We start from the raw sequence: 18,383 nt of genomic DNA on the forward strand, positions 1-18,383 counted from the left end.
CGGAGAAATGGACTCCGGGCTCGCGCGGAGCCTGTCATCGGGCCGCGCTCTGCGCGGACCCGTTGGCACGCCCCGGAATGACGATAGTGAGGGTTACGTCGCATCCTCAAACCCGAAACAACCGCGCATAGCGCGTCTTGATCTCTTCGGTCATCGCCTCGACCCCCGCCGGATCTTCCTTCATCAGCTTGATGTCGGCGAGCTTGCGCCGGCCGGCCTTCGGCTGCACCTGCGCGTGCACCGAATATTGGCCGGTGAAGTCGACGAAGAATTGCTGGGTCGCGCGGGTGTGTAGCCAGGCCTGGAACAGCCTTGCGGCGTTCGGATGCGGCGCGCCGGCGAAGATGCCGGTCGGTCCCGAGATCGTCGGCGTGCCCTCGGTCGGGTAGACCGGCTCGACGGGCTGTCCGGCCTCCTTCAAGAGCACGATGCCGTATTCATTGCCGTCGGCCATCACGGCGCGCTCGCCGAGCGAGAGCTTCTTCGGCGGATCGGTCGACGACTGCACCTGCATCACGCGCTGCTTCGAAAGCTTCTCCAGGTAAGGCCAGCCGAGCTCGCGCACGATCTGGAACGTGGCGGTCATGATGGTGCCGCTATAGGCCGGATGGCCCTTCACCATCTTGCCGGCCCATTTCGGGTCGAGCAGATCGGCAAAGCTCTTCGGCGCATCCTCCGCCTTCACCAGATTGGTGTTGTAGGCGATCGACGACAGCCACAGCCGCGTGGTCACGGCCATGCCGTCCGGGTCGCGATATCCGTCGGGAAAATGCTTTGCGACGTCCTCGGGGACGAACGGCATCAGCCAGCCGCTCTTCTTCCAGGGAATGAAGTGCGAGGCATCGGCGCTGTTGATGACATCGGCAGCATGGATGTTGGCGTCGAATTCCTGCGCCACGCGCTGGAACAGCCGCTCCGAGCCCGAGCGCTCGATCTGCACGGCGATGCCGGGATAGGCGGCCTCGAACGCCTTGCCGAGCTTCTCGCCGACCGGCAGGTCCATCGACGAATAGAACACGAGCTTGCCTTCTTTGGTCGCGGCCGCCACCCGCTCGGGCGTGATCGCGGCCGGCTCGGGTGGCGCGGCGCGTGCGGGCGAAGCGAATAGCTTGCCGAACGCAAGCGCCGCGGAGCCTTTCAGGACGTGGCGTCTGGAGATTTGCTTCCGCATCGCGTCCCTCCGTTTCTTGTTCGTTATCGGCTGAGTGCCCGGCAGCGTTCCGCCGGCAGTGTCAGCCAGACCTCGCTGCCCTTCTCGACCGCGGTCTCGGTCGGCGTGGTCACCCGCAGCGACGTGCCGTCCTGAGTTTCCACCATGTAGTCGCGATTCATGCCGAGATAGACTTGCCGCGTCACGGTAGCCTTGAGGGTGTTCTGCGCGCCTGCGGGGGCTTGCGTCGAGAGCTGGATCTCGTGCTGGCGGATCGCAACCGGCGCGCTCTGGCCGGCCGTGAGCCTGGCGCCGACCACTTCCAGCGTCGCGCCGGCGAACTCGACATGGCTCGCATCGCGCGCGGTGCCCTTGATCACATTGGCCGCGCCGATGAAGCGCGCCACGAATTCGGATTCCGGCCGCGCATAGATGTCCTCAGGCGCGCCGAGCTGGTCGATCTTGCCGGCATTCATTACCGCGATCAGGTCGGCCGTCGTCATCGCCTCGGATTGATCGTGGGTGACGTAGACCGTGGTGTAGCGGTATTCGTCGTGCAGGCGGCGGATTTCGAACCGCATCTCCTCGCGCAGATTGGCGTCGAGATTGGACAGCGGCTCGTCGAGCAGCAGCGTCTCGGGGCCGACGATCAGCGCACGCGCCAGCGCGACGCGCTGCTGCTGGCCGCCGGAGAGCTCGCCCGGATAGCGCTGCGCCAGCGGCTCCAGCCTGGTCGTCGCCAGGATCGCGGCGAGCTTCTTCGCAATCGTGTCGCGATCCATTTTGCGCAGGCGCAGGCCATAGACGATGTTCTCGGCCACCGTCATATGCGGCCACAGCGCGTAACTCTGGAAGATCATCGACATGTTGCGCTGCTCGGGCGGCAGCGTGCGCGCCTTCGATGACACGACGCGGTCGCCGACGCGGATTTCGCCGCCGGATGGTTCGAGGAAGCCTGCGATCAGCCGCAGCGTCGTGGTCTTGCCGCAGCCGGACGGCCCGAGCAGGCAGACCAGCTGGCCGTGATCGATCCTGAGCGAGACGTCATCAACCGCGACAAACGATCCAAACCGCTTGACCAGGCCACGCAGCTCCACCGATGCCAAGCGATCCCTCCATTTTGTTCTGTCGCAGGGATCCGTGCCCGGCTGTTGCCGGCAGTAAAGCGGAAAATGATGACGACGAATAGTGTTGATGCATCTCTAGCAATGCGCCTCGCGCAATTCCCTTCCCGTCATCCTGAGAGGTGCGAGCGGAGCGAGCCTCGAAGGATGGACGGCCCGGATTTCTCGGCGCGCTCATCTTGCCGCGCGGCGGCAATTCGGCCGTCGATCCTTCGAGACGGCCGCTGCGCGGCCTCCTCAAGATGACGGGGAAGGAGTTGCTCCGCGTCGATGGGCCAGTTGGCTGATCGTGACCCAATCCGATCGGATCAGCGCTTCCTTCTTCGCCTGGCCCCAGCCTTTGATCTGCCGTTCCGTCGCGATGCCGTCGGTGATGCGCTCGAAGTACTCCGACCAGACGAGGACGACTGGTCGCCGATTGTAGGTGTAGCCGGGGAAGGTGCCCGCGTTGTGCTGCTCGATGCGCGGTGCAAGGTCATCGCCCGTTGCGCTGCCGACATAGTACGAGTTGTCGGCGCAGCGAAGCATGTAGACGTAGATGCCCATTGTGATGACCCTGTGACCAGTGTCCCGTCATCCTGAGGTGCGAGCGGAGCGAGCCTCGAAGGATCGACGGCCCGGATATCTCCGCGCGCCTGTGTCAGCTTCGCGGCGGCAGCTCGGCCGTCGACCCTTCGAGACGCCGCGCGAAGCGCGGCTCCTCAGGGTGACGGATTCGGCGGCGGCTCGATCTGCTGCTCGCCCGTTACGCCTTCACGTTCTCGCCGAGCCATTGGATGGCGGCGTCGGCGCCGGCCTTGCCGTGCGGGATGTTCAGCGCGGTGAGCGCGACTTCGACGACGCCGAGCGTGCCGAGGATCATCGGCGCGTTGACGTGGCCCATATGCGCGATGCGGAAGGCCTGGCCCTGCAGGTCGCCGATGCCGGTGCCGAGCACCACACCGCATTTCTCCTTGGCATAGCGCTGAATCGCGGCGGGATCGGCGCCCTTCACGGTCACGGTCGTCACCGTGTTGGAGCGCTCGGCGGGTTCAGTGATGTTGAAGCCGAGCACCTGGCCCTCGCCCCAAACGGCGACGGCGCGGCGCACGGCTTCGCCGAGCAGCCGGTGCCGTTCGAACGCATTCTCGAGGCCCTCGGCGTGCAGCATGTTGATCGCCTCGCGCAGCGCGAACAACAGATGCACCGGTGCGGTGCCGGCATATTTGCGGTAGTGCTCAGAGCCCTCGCGTTCGGTCCAGTCCCAATACGGCGTACGCAGATCGGCCTTCTTGTGTGCGTCCCAGGCGCGGTCATTGGCGGCGACGAAGCCGAGGCCGGGCGGCGTCATCAGGCCCTTCTGCGAGCCGGACATCGCGACGTCGACATACCATTTGTCCATCTCGAACGGCATGCAGCCGAGCGAGGCGACGGTGTCGACCATGAACAGCGCGGGATGGCCCGCCGCCTTGATCGCCCTGCCGATCGCCTCGATGTCGTTATAGGCGCCCGAGGCGGTGTCGACCTGCACGGCGAGGATCGCCTTGATCTTGTGCTCCTTGTCGCGGCGCAGCCGCTCCTCGACCTCCGCCGGGCGAATCGCACGGCGCCAGTCGCCCTTCAGCACCTCGACATCGGCGCCCATCGCGGCCGCCGCCTGGCCCCAGCCGATCGCAAAGCGCCCGCTCTCCAGCACCAGCACCTTGTCGCCGCGCGACAGCACGTTGGAGAGCGTCGCCTCCCAGGCGCCGTGGCCGTTGGCAATGTAGATGTAGGATTTGCCCATGGTGGCGAACAGCTTCGAGAGATCGCGCAGCAGGCTTTCGGTCAGTTCGAACATCTCGGCGGAGTAGATATCGAGCGCCGGGCGATGCATCGCCTGCAGCACCTGATCAGGCATCGTGGTGGGCCCGGGGATGGCCAGAAATTCCCGGCCCGCGCGAACGGTCATCGTCCTGTTCCTTTTGGGTAAAGCTACGCAAATCATGCGTCTGAGGGGTCAAGGGTGAAGGATATGCCATCGCGGCCGCGATTGCGAGCAGGTCCAAGCAATCCAGCGTTTCCAAAAGCGCGGGACACAGCCTTATTTTCCAATCGATTCGACGACCGCGCGCCAGATCTGGTCCTTGAATTCGGTCGCGGCGGGGCTCGGGATTTGCGCGACGGCGCCGTGGTTCTTGCTGCAGGCCTCGACCAGCCGCAGCACCCAGATCTCGCCGTCGGTGTAATAGAGGTCGCCGCCGCCATTGCGGCCGTTGAAGGTCGGGCCGATGCCGGTGACCTGATATTTCGCGGTGACCATGCCGGCGGATTCCAGATCAGCGGCGAGCAGCGCACGCTCGGCGTCCAGATCAGGCGCGATATGATGCGTCACCGCGCCGGTGTAGTGGCTGACACCGACACTGCGGTCGAGCGTCGCAGCGCCGAGCCACACCGGGCGCTTCTCCTCGCCCTGGTCGAGCACCCGCCAGAAGCGGACATGGTTGCGGCGATCCGCGCTCGATCCGACCGGCCGTTCGAAGGCGAGGTCCTCGCGGCGGCCGAGATAGAACAGGTTGCTCACCGGCGCATCCTTGTAGGGACGGTCGAGCAGCACGCTGCCTACGATTTCGATCGAGGATTTCAGCGTGACCGGATCGGCCGGGAACCAGCCGGCCTCGTGCATCGCGCAGACCACGTCCTTGGTGTCGCCGATCAGCCCGACATTCATGGGGTCGCCGGGAATGCCCTGCGCGGTGCGGGTCACCATCGGCAGATTGGCGAGGCCCTTCTGGTGCTCGTGATGCGTCCACAGCGCCGGCAGCACCAGATAGGCCGCGATCAGATAGATGACCAGGACGAACAGCAGCAGCTGCAGATAGCGCACGCGTTTGCGACGGCGCGCCGCAGGCGGGTTGGTCTCGACGTTGGTCACGACCGCCTCCTTACCTCTCCCGCAAGCGGGAAGGTAGCGCATTGCCGATGCGGCCGCACGTCAATCTCATTCCATCATTTGTCAGCGCCGCGTCTCGCGGCAGCCGGCGGCTTCGGCTTCCTCGACCGAGCAGAACCAGCGCGTGCCCTTGCTGATCTTCATCTCGATCTTGGCGTACCAGCGGCTGGTCGGCTGGTGGAAGATGCATTCGCCGGAGCGGTTGACATTGCCCTTGATGGTGCAGTCGGGCGAGGGCGCCACCGGGCCGGAGGCCGAGGCGAGCAGGATCGAGTGTGCACTCTCCGGCACTTTCACGGTGCCGAGCACGGTGGTCTTCTTGTTGCGCACGCGCCAGTCCCACGGCGCGATGAATGCGCCCTGCCACATCCCGGCCTTGGCCTCGCGCGCCGCCTTCTCGTCCGGCTCGTAGTCATGCGAGATGCGGGTGTAGGCCAGCGCCCAGCCATTGCTGACCATCCATTTCTGGATGTCCTCGCCGTCGACCTCGCAGCGCGCAATGGTGCGGCCGCGGCGATCGACCGAACGCGCGTGGCAGGTCCAGCTCTTGTTGCCGGCATGCTTGATCAGCTCGTCGCGCGCGGCGACGCCGCAGGTCCAGCGCTCGCCCTTGGTGTTGAGGCAGAGCTGGTCGGTCGACGGCGCGTCGATCCCGCCGAGCCGGATCTTGACATTGCCGATCATGAGCTGGTCGCCGTCGCGGATCTTTGGCACGCCGGTGATGTCGGCGGCGACAGCCAGCGTCGGCAGCGACAGCAGCAGGCCAGCAGTGAGCAGCGTCTTGAGCATCGGCGTTTCCGGCCAGTCTTTCGTTCAGCGTTCAGGGCCCAAAGGATCGGCGAGGATTGTGCGGGCAATTGGGCAACCCTGCCAGTGGTGTTGTGCTTCCGCCAGTTTCAACTTCGCGTCATCCCGCTCCGCGATGTCATCCTCCCCTGGAGGGGGAGGATCGGTTCGCATGAAGCGAAGCGCAATGCGAACCGAGGTGGGGTGACAGTCTCTCCGCAGAAACGGTGCCCGTGTGGAGGGATCCCATCCTACGCCGCTACACCGCAACCATCCGCTTCCTGGCCAGCGCGAGGGCCATCAGCACGAAGGCCGACGTCACCTCGGGCCCGCCGACCAGGATCCGCGTCGGCGTCTTCATCTTATTCCATTCATAGGCCCTGTAGGGCCCCTTGCGGCCGCCTTCGCCGAGGCCCTGCACGATGCAGTGCAGCGCTGGCGTGAAGGTCGAGACCTCGGCGCCAAGATGCGCCAGCGCCATCAGCGCGAGTGCCGCGTCGAATGGGTTCATCTCATGCGCGATCAGTTCGCCCTGGACGTAGCCGAGCACGCGGGCGCGGATCAGCGCGAACACATTGCCGGGATCGATGACGCGCTGCGCCGCCAGCGGCAGGGCGATGAAGGCGGCGTAGCAGCGGCCGAAATAGGCCGAATAGAGTTCCGGCAGATAATAGATGTGCGAACGCGGATTCCTGAACGCGCCGCTTTCGACCAGATTCTTCTGGAACGCGATGATGCGATGCACGGTCTCGAGCCGCTGCGGCGTCTCGATGATCTGCCAGCGGACAAGGTTGCGGAACGAGACCTCGAGGATGTCGAGGTTCAGCGTTGGATCGAGGTCGTTGCCATAAGGCCGCTCGCCGGCGAGATTGTCGATCCAGGTGACGACGCCGCCCTCATAATCGATGTTGTCGTTGAGCGGCACGGTGACGCGCGGCTCGTTGGCGCCTGCGCGGACCTGGTAGCCGCGGTAGAAATCCAGCAGCGGCTGCTGCAGGATCGGATCGTCGGAGCCGGCTTGCGTTGCGGCCGAGAATGCGCACGCCGTGGTGTCGCAGTCGGGCACATAGACGCCGAAGCCGAGGTCCTGCTTGATCTGGGCGAAGAAGCGCGAGAAACGCGGATGCCGTCCCGGCGCCAGCGCGGTGATTACCTTCACGACCGAGCCGTCATGCGACGGCACCTCCTCGGCGCTGGTCTTCAGGCAGAACTCCACCATCTCGGCGACCGCGCGCCGGGCCGCGCCTGCCTCATCCGGTGACGCGAGCCCGGTCTCGACATAGCTCAGCAGCGCCTCGGTGAAGAAGGCATCGTAATAGGCCGAGCGATGGCGGATCTGCACCGGCTCCCACATCGGCTCGGCGATGCCGCGCCATGGCGGGTTGATCAGCGCGCGCGCCGGCGAATGTGCGATGAAGATGCGCGCAAGGCTGAACAGCAAGGTCGAGTTCTTGTAGCCACGGGCGTTCAGCCCGGTCAGTGCCATCAGCATCTCGCGCCCGCCGATGTCGGCATCGCCGATCAGGTTGAAGGCGGCATAGGTCGGGATGAAGCCGCATCGGCCGAACGAGCCGAGCAGATGCGCGCCGGTCAAACGGATCACCCGGTCGATCTCGGCCATCGCGGGCGGATGGCTAGTCGTCGTCGCGGCCGGCGGGGCGGGGTGGCGCACGCCGATGCCGTCCATCAGGTCGGCGACCGGGGCGCCGATCGCGGCCCAGTCCGGCGCCGCGGCGTCGCGCGCCTCGGTCAACGCCGCGCGCAGGCCCGCCAGGCGGTCGGCGTCGTTGAGGGCGGGCAGGCCGGTGCGGCGGAGCAGCGCGCGCAGCGGCGGATTGCCGAGCGCGGTCCGGTAGAACTTCCCGAGATGGGCATCGCCGCCGCGATAGGCCTGCAGCACGGGGTCGCAGACGTCGTAAAGCGACGGGCCGTCCTTCTTTGCGGTCAGCGCCCGGCACACGGCGCCGGCGATCTCATGAAGGCTCATGAATCCCTTTCTCAAGGAACCGGTTAACGCCGCCGCCCCGGCGGTGTTTCCTCCGGTCCTCCCCCCAAACGCGCAAGCCTTTGGAAAGCTACATGAATCCGTACAGAATACAAATGTGACCGAAGTCACATAACGGGATCTTAACGGCGTCAATGGCCTGTGCCGGGCGGCAGCATGCTGCAAACCGGGTTGCTCCGGCGGTCCAGCCGGGTTAAGGGAGTGTTTGTTGCGGCGCCGCAAATTGAGCTGAATTCAACGGCACACACACCTCAACCCCATTAAACCTGATCGTCACTGACGCGACTAACTGGCGCGATTTCGCTCGAACGCCATCGGGATAGAGATTGGGACTAGAACGTTATGAACCTTAGGCAGCTTCATATTTCCCGTCGCACCATCGCCGTCTGCGTGGCGGTGGCCGGCACGGTGTCGCTAGCGATTGGCGCCCATGCCGCGCTCAACAAGCGAACACCGGATGTTGCCAGGGAGACTGTCGCAGGCGCCGTCACCGCCGGGCAGACCGGCAGCATTGCGGGCGGCTCCTCCCGCCTCGCGCTGATCATCGGCAACGGACATTACCCGGACGCTGCGGCGCCTTTGGCCCAGCCGATCAACGATGCCCGCACTTTGTCGTCGGCGCTGCGCCGCGAAGGCTTTGACGTCGACGTGGTCGAGGACGCGACCAAGGACGACATGTTCCGCGCGGTCGAGCGCATGAAGGCCAAGATCCGCCCCGACACCGTCGTGATGCTGTTCTTCGGCGGCTACGGCGTGCAGGTCGGCCGTGAGAGCTACATGATCCCGGTCGATGCCACGATCTGGAAGGAAGCCGACGTCAAGCGCACCGGCGTCAGCGTCGAGTCCGTGCTCGATGCGATGAAGGAGCGTGGCGCCAAGGCCAAGCTCGTCGTGCTCGATGCCTCGCGCCGCAATCCCTATGAGCGCCGCTTCCGTGCCTTCTCGCACGGCCTCGCCCCGATCAGCCCGCCGGAGAATACGATCGTGCTGACATCGGCGACGCCGGGCAAGGTCGCCGACGATTCCAAGGCGCCGAACAGCGTGCTGGTCTCCGAGCTCATCAACAACCTCAACGCCCAGGCCGGCGCCGAGGCCGCCTTCAACAAGACCCGCGTCGCGATCTCCCGCGCCAGCGAAGGCGAGCAGGTGCCGAGCGTGTCGTCGTCACTGCTGGAAGACATCAAGCTCGGCGGCTGAGGCCTCGGATTTTCCGCGCGGGCTTGGCCCGCGCTTCCGTTCCAAAATCACAAGCATGCCCAGCGGAGAGAACCCCGCTCCCCAGCCCTCCCCCGCAAGGGGGAGGGAGCCTGACATGCGTGCTCACCTCACGCTGCATGACGGTCTCACGCTGCACGTCCGCGTGTCTTAGCATGCGTTGCATAGGCACGTCGTGTAAGGGAGCCCCCGGCGGGCGGGTTCCCTCTCCCCTTGCGGGAGAGGGTTAGGGAGAGGGGTGCCGCTTGCTCCGCTGCGCGACGAATCTAGCGGCGCCGCCTACTTCGCATCCGCGCTCGCGCCCACCGGCCGCACCGGATCGCCCTCGCGCAGCAGCGCGCCGGCGCGGGCGACGACGATGTCGCCTTCCTGGATGCCGTCGCGGATCTCGACCTGGCCGGCCGACATCAATCCGGTCTCCACCCGCCGCGTTTCGACGCGGCCGCCGCGCACCACCTGCACCACGGTGCCGGCGGTGGAATAGAGGATCGCGGTCAGCGGCACCGCGACGCCGCAGCTCTGCCCGGTCTTGATCTGCGCCCGCCCGCTCGAATTCACCAGCAGCCGCTGGTTCGAGGCGATGCCGACGAACACCTGGCCGAGCTGGCTGTTCGGCTCGATGGTCGGCGCGATCGTCCGCACCTTGCCGTCCATCTCGCCGGCGCCGATGATCTTTAGCCGCGCAGTCTGCTCGGTCTTGAGCTTGGCGATGTCGCGGGTCGGCACCATGCCGACCAGATCGTATTCGTTTCGGGCAATGATCGAGAACAGCGCGTCCTTGCCAGAGGCCGGGCTGCCTATGATCGCCGAGGACGCCGAGATGGTGCCCGCCACCGGCGCCGTGAGGTTGATCGCGTTGGTGCCGTCGGTCAGCCGCGCCAGCACCTGGCCCGCGGTGACGGTGTCGCCGGGATCGGCCTTCACCTCCGCCACCTTCAAGCCGAAGCGGTCGGGCCGGATCTGCTGCTCGTCGCGCGGCAGCACGATGCCCGACACCTCGACGATATTTCCGAAGCAGAATTTCGAGGCCTTCAGCACCGTCACCGCCGCACCCTTCGGCACCGCGTCGGCCTCGCCCGCGGCAAGCGCGGGAGAGGCCGCAAGCAACAGCAGCGCGACGACAATCGACGGTCCGTAGGATGGGTAGAGCCAACGGGTCCGCGCAACGCGCGGCCCGATGATAAACTCCGCGAAACCCATCAATCGCTCGAGCCTCAAACTCATCTGCAGATTATCCCCAAAATGAGGGGATCCTGAATACCAGATGCGGCCTCGCCGAGCCAGCCGGCTGCGCCGCCCGACACCAGCAGCGTCGGCACCCGCAAGGCGGACGCGGCGTTGAAATCGTAAGGCAGCTTGTCGGCCTGCTCGATCATCCGCAGGATGACGGAATTGAGACCGTCATTGCGAGGAGCGATAACGACGAAGCAATCCACGGCTCCGCGTATGCCGAACTATGGATTGCTTCCGCCTTCGCCAAGGCTTCGGCGGACAAGTCGCTTTGCTCGCAATGACGGCGGTCGTTGCAGCAGCGTCAGCGCACGATGCGCTTCACGCGCGCTTTCTTCTTTGCGATGGGTGTAGGCGCCAGTTCGGCCTCGGCGGCGGCCTGGGCCTCGCGGGCTTCGCGCAGTGCCCGCAGCCGCTCCATGTTCTTGCGGATCGCGGCTCCGTCGCGCTCGACTTCGGCGATGGCGCGCGCGCCTTCCTCGGCAGCCAGGCGCTGGCGGTCGGCCCTGGCGAGGCTCGCGGGCGATGGCGTGGGCTTCCTGGCGGTCATCGGCATTCTCTCCAAGGCATCATCCCTCTGCGAACGCTTCGCGCCTGGTGCACAGAACGGCGCGATGCAGCGTGCTTTGGGATCACGCGCAGCAAGACATGCTAAAACCCGCCCAATCCGGGGGGATCGAGCGGGCCGCAACGTCATCCCAGTACATCCGTGGAATGACGAACCGGCATGATCGCGACAAACGCGGAACGCGTTTGCGCGGCAATCATGCCCGAGTAAAAAGCTCAGACGATCTGAAGATTCTCGGCGCTGGTCTTGCCGCGCATCTTGTCGGTCTTCAGCTCGAACGAGACCTTCTGGCCTTCAGCCAGGCCAGTCAGACCGGCACGCTCGACTGCGCTGATGTGAACGAACACATCCTTGCTGCCATCGCTCGGCTCGATGAAACCAAAGCCCTTCTGGCCGTTGAACCACTTCACAGTACCTGTCGCCATCTTCTCTTCTCCAAAATGCGCATCTGCGCATGTGTTGCGCAGAATCGCGCGCCATCCATTCAACTGACGATGTCTTTGGAGGAGGGCCGTTCTGACCATTCAACAAGGCGCAACGGCTAATCGAATGGGCCCAATATACACACTTTCCGCGCGAATGCAAGGTTCGGGCGGTAGTGGGTTCCCGCTCGGACTGACGGAATGGAGGGAGCGCGGATCACTCCGCCGCCGCTTCCGCTGACGGCTCGCCCTTCCAGCGCAAAATCTCCGCGGCGAGGATCGGGTGATTGAAGCCCTTCAGCACGAGGTCGTCGATGGCGCGGCCTTCGACATGGGGCTCGACCATGCCGTAGACGCGGCGGCTCACCACGATCTGGCCCGCCTTGGCCTCGCCGCACAGGCGGGAAGCGAGATTGGTGACGCTGCCGATCGCGGCATATTCCAGCCGCTGCTCGAAGCCGACCTGGCCGAGCGTGGCATAGCCGAGCGCGATCCCCATGCCGAAGCCGAGACTGTGCCCGCGGTTGCGCCACTTCTCGGTCAGCGCGCCGATGGTGTCGCGCATCTCGACCGCCATCTTCACCGCGCGCAGCGTATGGTCGGCAAGCTGGATCGGCGCGTTGAACAGGATCATCACGCCGTCGCCGGCATAGCGGTCGAGCGTGCCTTCGTACTTGAAGATCAGCTTGCCGAGCGCTGCGTGATATTCGCGCAGCACGTTCATCGCCTCTTCCGGCTCGGTCGCCTCGGTGAAGGCGGTGAAGCCGCGCAGGTCGCAGAACACGACCGTGACCTCGCGGCGGTGGCTGTCGAGCAGCCCTTCATGGCCGTCGGAGGAGGCGATCAGCTGCGCCACCTGCGGCGCCAGGAAACGCTCGAGCTTGCGGATGCGCTCGATCTCCGTGAGCTGGGTCTCGACGCGAGCCTCCAGCGACTTGTTCCAGTCGGTGAGCTCTTCGGTCTGCTGCCTCAGCTTGTCCGCTTGCTCGCGCACGGTGGCGTTGGCCTGCTCCAGCGCGTGGCTCTTCTGGTCCACTTCAGTGAACAGCCGCGCATTGCGCATCGCCAGCACCGCCTGGTGCGCAAAAGTCTTCATCAGGCCGATCAGACCAGCGGGGAAATCGCCGGCCGCCTTGCGCAGCACCACCAGCGAGCCGAGCACGCCCTGCTGATCGACCAGCGGCACCACCAGCACCGAGTGGAAGCCGGCGCCGACCACGACATCGCGCAGCGGATGATCGGGACTGGATTCTTGTTCTGACGCGTTTTCTTCACGCGAACCGGTATCCACTTCGCTCGAAAACGCTCTAGTTGCGATATCAGGAAACGCCAGCGGCTCGCCCTTGGCCGCGGCTTCGCCGAGCGGGCTGTTCGCCGCGTCGATCGCGCGATGATGGCCCTCGGCATCGGCGTCGATGCCGATCGATTGCGTCAGGTTGAACGTGCGCTGTGCGGCGTCATAACCATAGATCAGCACCGCGTCGGCATGGGTGATCTCGAGCGCGCGGGCGGCGATCGTCGGCAGCACCGCGTTGAGGTCGAGCGAGGACGCCACCGCACGGCCGACCTCCTCCAGCACCTTCAGCTCGTTGATCGATTGCGCAAGATCGCGCGTGCGCTCCTTCACCTTGCCTTCGAGGTCGGAATAGGTCTCGGCAAGCTGCGAGGCCATGCTGTTGAATTGCCCGGCCAGCTCCTCCAGCTCATCCGCGGTCTTCACCTCGATCCGGTGGCCGAAATCGCCGGCCCCTAACCGCCGCGCGCCGGTACGCAGCGCCGTGATCGGCACCAGCATGCGCCGCGCCAAAATCGTGCCGGCGATGATGGCGACCACGAGGCCGAGCGCGATCAAGAGCGCGATGCGCACCAGCTGGTCGCGGATCGGCGACAGCGCCTGCGCCGTCGGCTGCTCGACAAAGACATGCCAGCCGAGGTCGGGCGCCGATGTCACGGTCGTCAGCACCGCGTTGCCGTCGACATCCTTGCCGGAGGTGATCGGCCTGCCATTGGGCGCGAGCACCGCGGCGACCTGCGGCAGCGCGGCAAGATCCTTGCCGACCTCGGGGCCTTTCGATGAGCTCGCCAGCACCCGGCCCTTGGCGTCGACGAGATAGGCATAGGCCGTGCGGCCGACCTGGGAATCGCGGAAATAGTCACCCAGGAAGCGCAGGTCGATCTCGGCCACGGTGACGCCGGCGTTGAAGCCGGAATGCTGCTCGCCGATCGACATATACGGCCGCTCGTCGCGAAAGTACGCCGGCGCGTAGGCGGTGCCGCGCTCGATCGCCTCGGTGAAGCGGAGGTCGCGAGAGAAGTCGGCGTTGGAATTGACGGTGTAGGTCTGGCGCGACAGCCGCAGCATCTCGCGGCCCTGGCCGTTGATCAGGGTGAGCTGGTTCACCGCCGGCACCTGGCCGAGCAGCTGGGCATAATCGGCGCGGCGCAGCTCGATCGTGTTGGAGGAGGCGCGGGTCACCCAGGAGATCTGCCGCTCCAGATCGGCGATCGACTGCTCGATGCGCTTGGCGGTGGCGTCCGCCTTCTCGCTCATCGCGTCGGTCAGCGTGCTCTTGATGCCGCGGTAGCTGATCCAGGTCTCGAGCGCGCCGTTGACCGCCAGCACGAAGACGACGAGGCCGACCAGCGCGAGGACGTATTTGGCGAACAGGCCGCCGCGCAGGAACCAGTTCTTGCCCTTGTCCGTAGCCCCGTTCATCCAGCCTCGTCCGTTCCCCTCCGATCAGTCGGGTGCGCCACTTTGTCGTTGCTGTTTAGCACGGATCGGCCGGGCAGGGCGGGGCCTCCCGTCGCATGGTTAGCCCTCGCATTCCGGCGGGCGACCCGGGAATATTTCAACGGTTGAACAGCTGCCGCAGCAGTCGTTCATCGCGGGATTGTCGTGCTGCTCGGGGCGGTGTCGGCTGGCGGCGGCGCGTCCGGGGTGGGCTGGGCCAGGCTGCGGCTCGGGCGGGAGGCGCTGCCCTGATTGAGGGTTGAGAGGCCCTGCTGCAGCAGGTTCCCGATGGTGTCGCCGAGCTGCCCGCCGAGCGGGGTGTTCTGGCCGGCGGTCGCACCGCCAGGCGCCTGGCCCGTGCCGGACTGCGCTCCGGTTCCGCCGCCCTGTACGCCGTTGAGGAGGTTGCTGAGCCCGTTCAGGCCTTGGCTCAGCCCCTGGCCGTTCGCGCCGAACAAACCCTTGCCCATCTCCTTGAGCTTGGCATAGGCCGCCTCTGGATTGTCGAGGATGCCCTGCATCTCCGGATAGATCCGCGGGGACACCCAGGGCCCCTCGATCATCACGGGGATGCCGAGGCCGACCGGATTGCCGGCGCGACCCTGGCCTTCGGTGGTCATTACGAGCTGCGGCTCGACGCGGAACCCGATCTGGCGGGTATTGAGATCGACGGTGCCGACCCCGGTCATTTTCACCAGCGGCCCGATCAGGTTGAGATCGGTGGTGACGGCCTGGCCCTTGTCGAGCTTGAACGAGGCCGAGAGCTGGCTGAGATCGGTCGACAGCTCCTGGCCCTGTTGCCAGCCCGACAGCGTGCTGGTGGTGAGGTTGCGGATCATCTGCGCGACGTTGAGGCCGAGGATCTTGCCATCCTGGAATACGACGAAGGCCGTGCCGCCGAGATTGCCGACGATCGTGCGTGCGCTGGTGCCTTGCGATGTCAGCGCGATCTTCGCCTGCATCTTGCCGTCGAGCTTGTCGAATTCGGCAAGACTCCTCAGCACCGGCAGCGCGCGCACGCCGGCGAGGTCGAGCCGCAGCGCGTAGGTTGGAGTGGTGGTTCTCGCATCGATCGTGACGTCGCCATTGGCGGTGCCCTCATAGGCGCCGAGATTGGCGAGCCGGGCCTTCAGCACGCCGCTGTCAACAGATGCATCGATCTCAGCCTGCGCGAAGCGGCCGGCGCCGATCACGAGCTCCGCCGCCGAGATGCGCGCCTGCGCGTCGACATAGTTAAGCCCGCCAAGGTCGATCGACGCATTGCTCCAGCTGTTGGTGCCCAATGGCTGCGCCGCATCGGGCTGGCTCGGCGTCAGCGCCATCGAGATGCGCTGGAAGTCGAGATCGAGCTTAACCAGCGGCTTGTTGCTGGCGAAGTCGACCGAGGCCCAGCCGGTGAAGCCGCCATCGCCGAGCGTGCCGGACACGCCGTTGAACATCACCACCGTGCCGTTCAGGCGCACTTCCGCATTCGCCTTGATCGCCGCGGGCAACAGGCCAGGCGCGTCGATGTTGAACTCCGCCGGCACGTTCCGGCGTTCCAGCGCTGCCTGTGGCGCGGTCGCGCGGATCTCGAACTTCAGTGGCTTGTCACTGGCGCTCGCACTCCCGGTGACGACGATCTTGCGGTCGTTGCCAATGGTCGCATCGGCATTGAGTGCCTCGATCCGGTTCTCGACCCGGTCGCGCACATTGGAGAACACGATGGTGCCGCCAGTGACGCTGACATGCCGGATCGTGAGGCCGCCGCTGTCGGACGCGGAAGACTTCGCCGGCGGATTGTGGTCGCGGGTGCGCTCGCGCTGCAGCGGCAGATTGATCACCGGCTTGACGATCGCGAGGTCGGTGATGTCGGACTCGCCCGACCACAGGCTCGACAGCGTCATCGCGGCCTCGACCCGATCAGCCGCGAACCGGTTGTTGGCCTCGCGCTCGCGCGGATCCTGCAACACGACGTCGCGCAGCGTCAGACTGACGGCCGGCCAGAGGCCAATCCTGGCGCCGCCATTGATGGTGAGCGTGTAGCCGGTCTCCCGCTCGACCCGCTCGGTGATGGCCGATGTGAGGAACGAGGACGGGATCCCGACCGCGGCCACCAGCGCGATGATCACGATCACGGCAGCGATGGCGGCCCCGGCGAATTTCAGTGCTCTCATCTCGATATTCCAGGCCGGGCAGACAGGGTTCCGCCGTGGAAAGGCACGGCCGAACGCACGAGATTATCCCGCAAACGGGACCTCGCTCCAACGGCTGGAAAAATAATCCGTTACCAGCATGAACTTATGTGACCTCTCACACACTCTTATGAGGGTGATTGTTGCTAACCCGGCGTCGGGGGACCGCTCGGATGGATTTGGAAGGCAATACAATGAGCAAACAGGCCGAATTTGCGGTCATTCTGAAAATGAACCCGATGTTCGCCGATCTCGGTGCGGACGAATTGGCGCGGCTTGCGGGCCTTTGCCACACCCAGCAGCTCGCTGCCGGCGAGGTGCTGTTCCAGAAAGGCGATCCCGGCGACGCCCTGTTTGGGGTCCGCCGCGGCCAGATTCGCATCGAAACCGGCGCCGCCGACGGCAGCCGGCTCACATTGAACTTCATGGGATCCGGCGACCTGTTCGGCGAAGTCGCCGTCCTCGACGGTCAGGAGCGCACCGCGGATGCGACCGCCGGCGAGCCCACCGAATTGTTCGTCCTGCGGCGGGAGGATTTCCTGGGCTTCCTCGAGCGCGAGCCGAAGGTCGCGGTCCGCCTGATCGAATTGCTGTGCCAGCGCATCCGCTGGCAGAGCGAGCGGATGGAAGAATCCGTGCTGCAGCCGTTGCCGGTCCGCCTCGCACGCCGGCTGTGCGCGCTGGCCGAGGATTTCGGTTCCGAGGTGCATATCTCGCAGGAACAGCTCGGCATCTTCGTCGGCGCGGCGCGCGAGAGCGTCAACCGGCAACTGCAGACCTGGCGCAAGGACGGCATCGTCGACCTGCAGCGCGGCCGGATCATGCTCCACAACATGACCAAGCTGACGGCGGTCGCACGCAACGACTAAACGGTTGCATGCAACGCGCGCGCGAGGATCGCGTCCTCTCGCGCGCCTTGCTTGCGAATGTTGACGCACTCCTGCCTAAAAGTCTTGCTTGCATGAGGAGGCGGGTATCGCTTTCATCCGCGTGCCGGTCCTTGGGGTGACACCCAGCCTCGCTGGCCTCACGCCATCCACCTGCAAACCCCTGCGGTCTTTCCCGTTGACCGCAGGGGTTTTGCGTTCCGCAGATGCGTGACGCGAATTCGCCTACCTCAACACCACTTCGGGATTGGCCCAGCGCAGATACTGGCGCGGCGCGGCGCCGAGTTCGCGCTTGAACATCGCGGCGAACGCGCTCGGGCTGTCATAGCCGACGTCGAGCGCGACGCAGGTGACGGCCTCGCCGGCGCCGAGCCGCGCCAGCGCTTCAAGCAACCGCACCCGCTGGCGCCAGGCCGCAAAGCTCTGTCCGGTCTCGCGACGGAACAGGCGCGTCAATGTCCGCCGGCTGAGCTGGCAGCGGTCGGCCCATTGGTCGAGCGTCAGATCGGAGCTCGGATCGACCAGCACCGCTTCGCAGATCGCGGCAAGCCGCGGGTCGGGCGGCACCTGCACATGCAGCGACACTTCGGGCATCCTGCCGATCTCATCGAGCAGGAAGTCGACCAGCCGGCCGTCGCGCCCTTCGGGGTCGTAACGCGTCGGCATATGCACCGCCTCTTCCATCAGTGCTTCGACCAATGCGGAGACCTTGATCAGGCGGCAGGTTGCCGGCGCATTCCGCACACGGTCCGGCGTGACATAGATGGTCTGGATCTCGACCTCGCCCCATGCACGCGACTGGTGCGCGACGCCGGCCGGAATCCACAGGCCATGGCCAGGCGGCACGACGAAGTGGCCGCGCTCGGTCATCATCGAGGTCACGCCTGCGGTCTGCAAGATGAACTGGTCGCGTCGATGCGCGTGTCGCGCGCTCGTGCTTTCGTTCGGATAAGAGGCCGCCATGGCCGCGAGCGGCCGTTCGACCTGTTGCAGTTGTCCGGCATAATGCGCGGCAGCTGCGGGACCGGATTGCTTGCGGCACACGCGCAGGCCGGCGGTGTCATTTCGTCGCGCTGCGACTTTCAAGTGTCGTGAGCTCCTGATCGATCGTCGTTTTCGCAGGGCGCTCATGCATCTTCCGGGCCAGTTGGCCCGATCGCGATGGTTGTTGTCCCCA

Annotated in this window: 16 protein-coding genes; 2 read left to right on the plus strand and 14 right to left on the minus strand. The window is 65.7% G+C overall.

Features of this window, described 5'->3' with window-relative positions:
* Positions 1-106 precede the first annotated feature (106 nt).
* The 7 genes from ACVW1C_RS21125 to ACVW1C_RS21155 all read right to left on the minus strand — a co-directional run bounded on the left by ACVW1C_RS21125 (position 107) and on the right by ACVW1C_RS21155 (position 7,958).
* A complete protein-coding gene (locus tag ACVW1C_RS21125; protein ID WP_456760054.1) occupies positions 107-1,171 on the minus strand; it encodes an ABC transporter substrate-binding protein in 1,065 nt (354 codons plus the stop codon).
* A gap of 23 nt (positions 1,172-1,194) precedes the next feature.
* Positions 1,195-2,247 (minus strand): ABC transporter ATP-binding protein, encoded by a 1,053-nt coding sequence (locus ACVW1C_RS21130; protein WP_456763130.1) that lies wholly within the window; start codon positions 2,245-2,247, stop codon positions 1,195-1,197.
* Between the two features lie 264 nt (positions 2,248-2,511).
* Positions 2,512-2,820: a GIY-YIG nuclease family protein gene (locus ACVW1C_RS21135; RefSeq protein ID WP_456760055.1), complete on the minus strand. Its 309-nt coding sequence runs from the start codon at positions 2,818-2,820 to the stop codon at positions 2,512-2,514.
* 199 nt (positions 2,821-3,019) lie between these two features.
* Positions 3,020-4,204 (minus strand): pyridoxal-phosphate-dependent aminotransferase family protein, encoded by a 1,185-nt coding sequence (locus ACVW1C_RS21140; RefSeq protein ID WP_456760056.1) that lies wholly within the window; start codon positions 4,202-4,204, stop codon positions 3,020-3,022.
* Between the two features lie 132 nt (positions 4,205-4,336).
* Positions 4,337-5,167, minus strand: coding sequence for an LssY C-terminal domain-containing protein (locus tag ACVW1C_RS21145; RefSeq protein WP_456760057.1), 831 nt, complete (start codon positions 5,165-5,167; stop codon positions 4,337-4,339).
* 81 nt (positions 5,168-5,248) lie between these two features.
* Positions 5,249-5,974 carry a thermonuclease family protein gene (locus tag ACVW1C_RS21150; protein ID WP_456760058.1) on the minus strand — a complete coding sequence of 242 codons (726 nt, stop codon included), beginning with the start codon at positions 5,972-5,974 and terminating at the stop codon, positions 5,249-5,251.
* Positions 5,975-6,230: 256 nt separating this feature from the next.
* Positions 6,231-7,958: a hypothetical protein gene (locus ACVW1C_RS21155; protein ID WP_456760059.1), complete on the minus strand. Its 1,728-nt coding sequence runs from the start codon at positions 7,956-7,958 to the stop codon at positions 6,231-6,233.
* Between the two features lie 360 nt (positions 7,959-8,318).
* On the opposite strand from ACVW1C_RS21155, the gene ACVW1C_RS21160 reads away from it, so the two are divergent.
* Entirely contained in the window at positions 8,319-9,173 is an 855-nt protein-coding gene (locus ACVW1C_RS21160; RefSeq protein ID WP_456760060.1) for a caspase family protein, read from the plus strand.
* A gap of 297 nt (positions 9,174-9,470) precedes the next feature.
* On the opposite strand, the gene ACVW1C_RS21165 is transcribed toward ACVW1C_RS21160, so the two are convergent.
* The 6 genes from ACVW1C_RS21165 to ACVW1C_RS21190 all read right to left on the minus strand — a co-directional run bounded on the left by ACVW1C_RS21165 (position 9,471) and on the right by ACVW1C_RS21190 (position 16,301).
* Positions 9,471-10,415, minus strand: a complete 945-nt coding sequence (locus ACVW1C_RS21165) for an efflux RND transporter periplasmic adaptor subunit (protein ID WP_456760061.1) — start codon at positions 10,413-10,415, stop codon at positions 9,471-9,473.
* Complete coding sequence (locus tag ACVW1C_RS21170) at positions 10,412-10,627, minus strand: hypothetical protein (RefSeq protein ID WP_456760062.1); 216 nt, start codon at positions 10,625-10,627, stop codon at positions 10,412-10,414. Before ACVW1C_RS21170 ends, ACVW1C_RS21165 begins: the two co-directional genes overlap by 4 nt.
* A 98-nt stretch (positions 10,628-10,725) precedes the next feature.
* Positions 10,726-10,971: a hypothetical protein gene (locus tag ACVW1C_RS21175; RefSeq protein WP_456760063.1), complete on the minus strand. Its 246-nt coding sequence runs from the start codon at positions 10,969-10,971 to the stop codon at positions 10,726-10,728.
* 233 nt (positions 10,972-11,204) lie between these two features.
* Positions 11,205-11,414 carry a cold-shock protein gene (locus ACVW1C_RS21180; protein ID WP_029084280.1) on the minus strand — a complete coding sequence of 70 codons (210 nt, stop codon included), beginning with the start codon at positions 11,412-11,414 and terminating at the stop codon, positions 11,205-11,207.
* 214 nt (positions 11,415-11,628) lie between these two features.
* Positions 11,629-14,127: an adenylate/guanylate cyclase domain-containing protein gene (locus ACVW1C_RS21185; RefSeq protein ID WP_456760064.1), complete on the minus strand. Its 2,499-nt coding sequence runs from the start codon at positions 14,125-14,127 to the stop codon at positions 11,629-11,631.
* A 167-nt stretch (positions 14,128-14,294) separates the two neighbouring features.
* Positions 14,295-16,301, minus strand: a complete 2,007-nt coding sequence (locus ACVW1C_RS21190) for an AsmA family protein (RefSeq protein ID WP_456760065.1) — start codon at positions 16,299-16,301, stop codon at positions 14,295-14,297.
* A gap of 212 nt (positions 16,302-16,513) precedes the next feature.
* On the opposite strand from ACVW1C_RS21190, the gene ACVW1C_RS21195 reads away from it, so the two are divergent.
* Entirely contained in the window at positions 16,514-17,188 is a 675-nt protein-coding gene (locus ACVW1C_RS21195; RefSeq protein ID WP_456760066.1) for a Crp/Fnr family transcriptional regulator, read from the plus strand.
* 243 nt (positions 17,189-17,431) lie between these two features.
* Here the strand turns inward: ACVW1C_RS21195 and ACVW1C_RS21200 are convergent, their stop codons facing one another.
* Positions 17,432-18,292 carry an AraC family transcriptional regulator gene (locus ACVW1C_RS21200; RefSeq protein WP_456760067.1) on the minus strand — a complete coding sequence of 287 codons (861 nt, stop codon included), beginning with the start codon at positions 18,290-18,292 and terminating at the stop codon, positions 17,432-17,434.
* Positions 18,293-18,383 lie beyond the last annotated feature (91 nt).

This window comes from Bradyrhizobium sp. USDA 4011 (assembly GCF_054063415.1).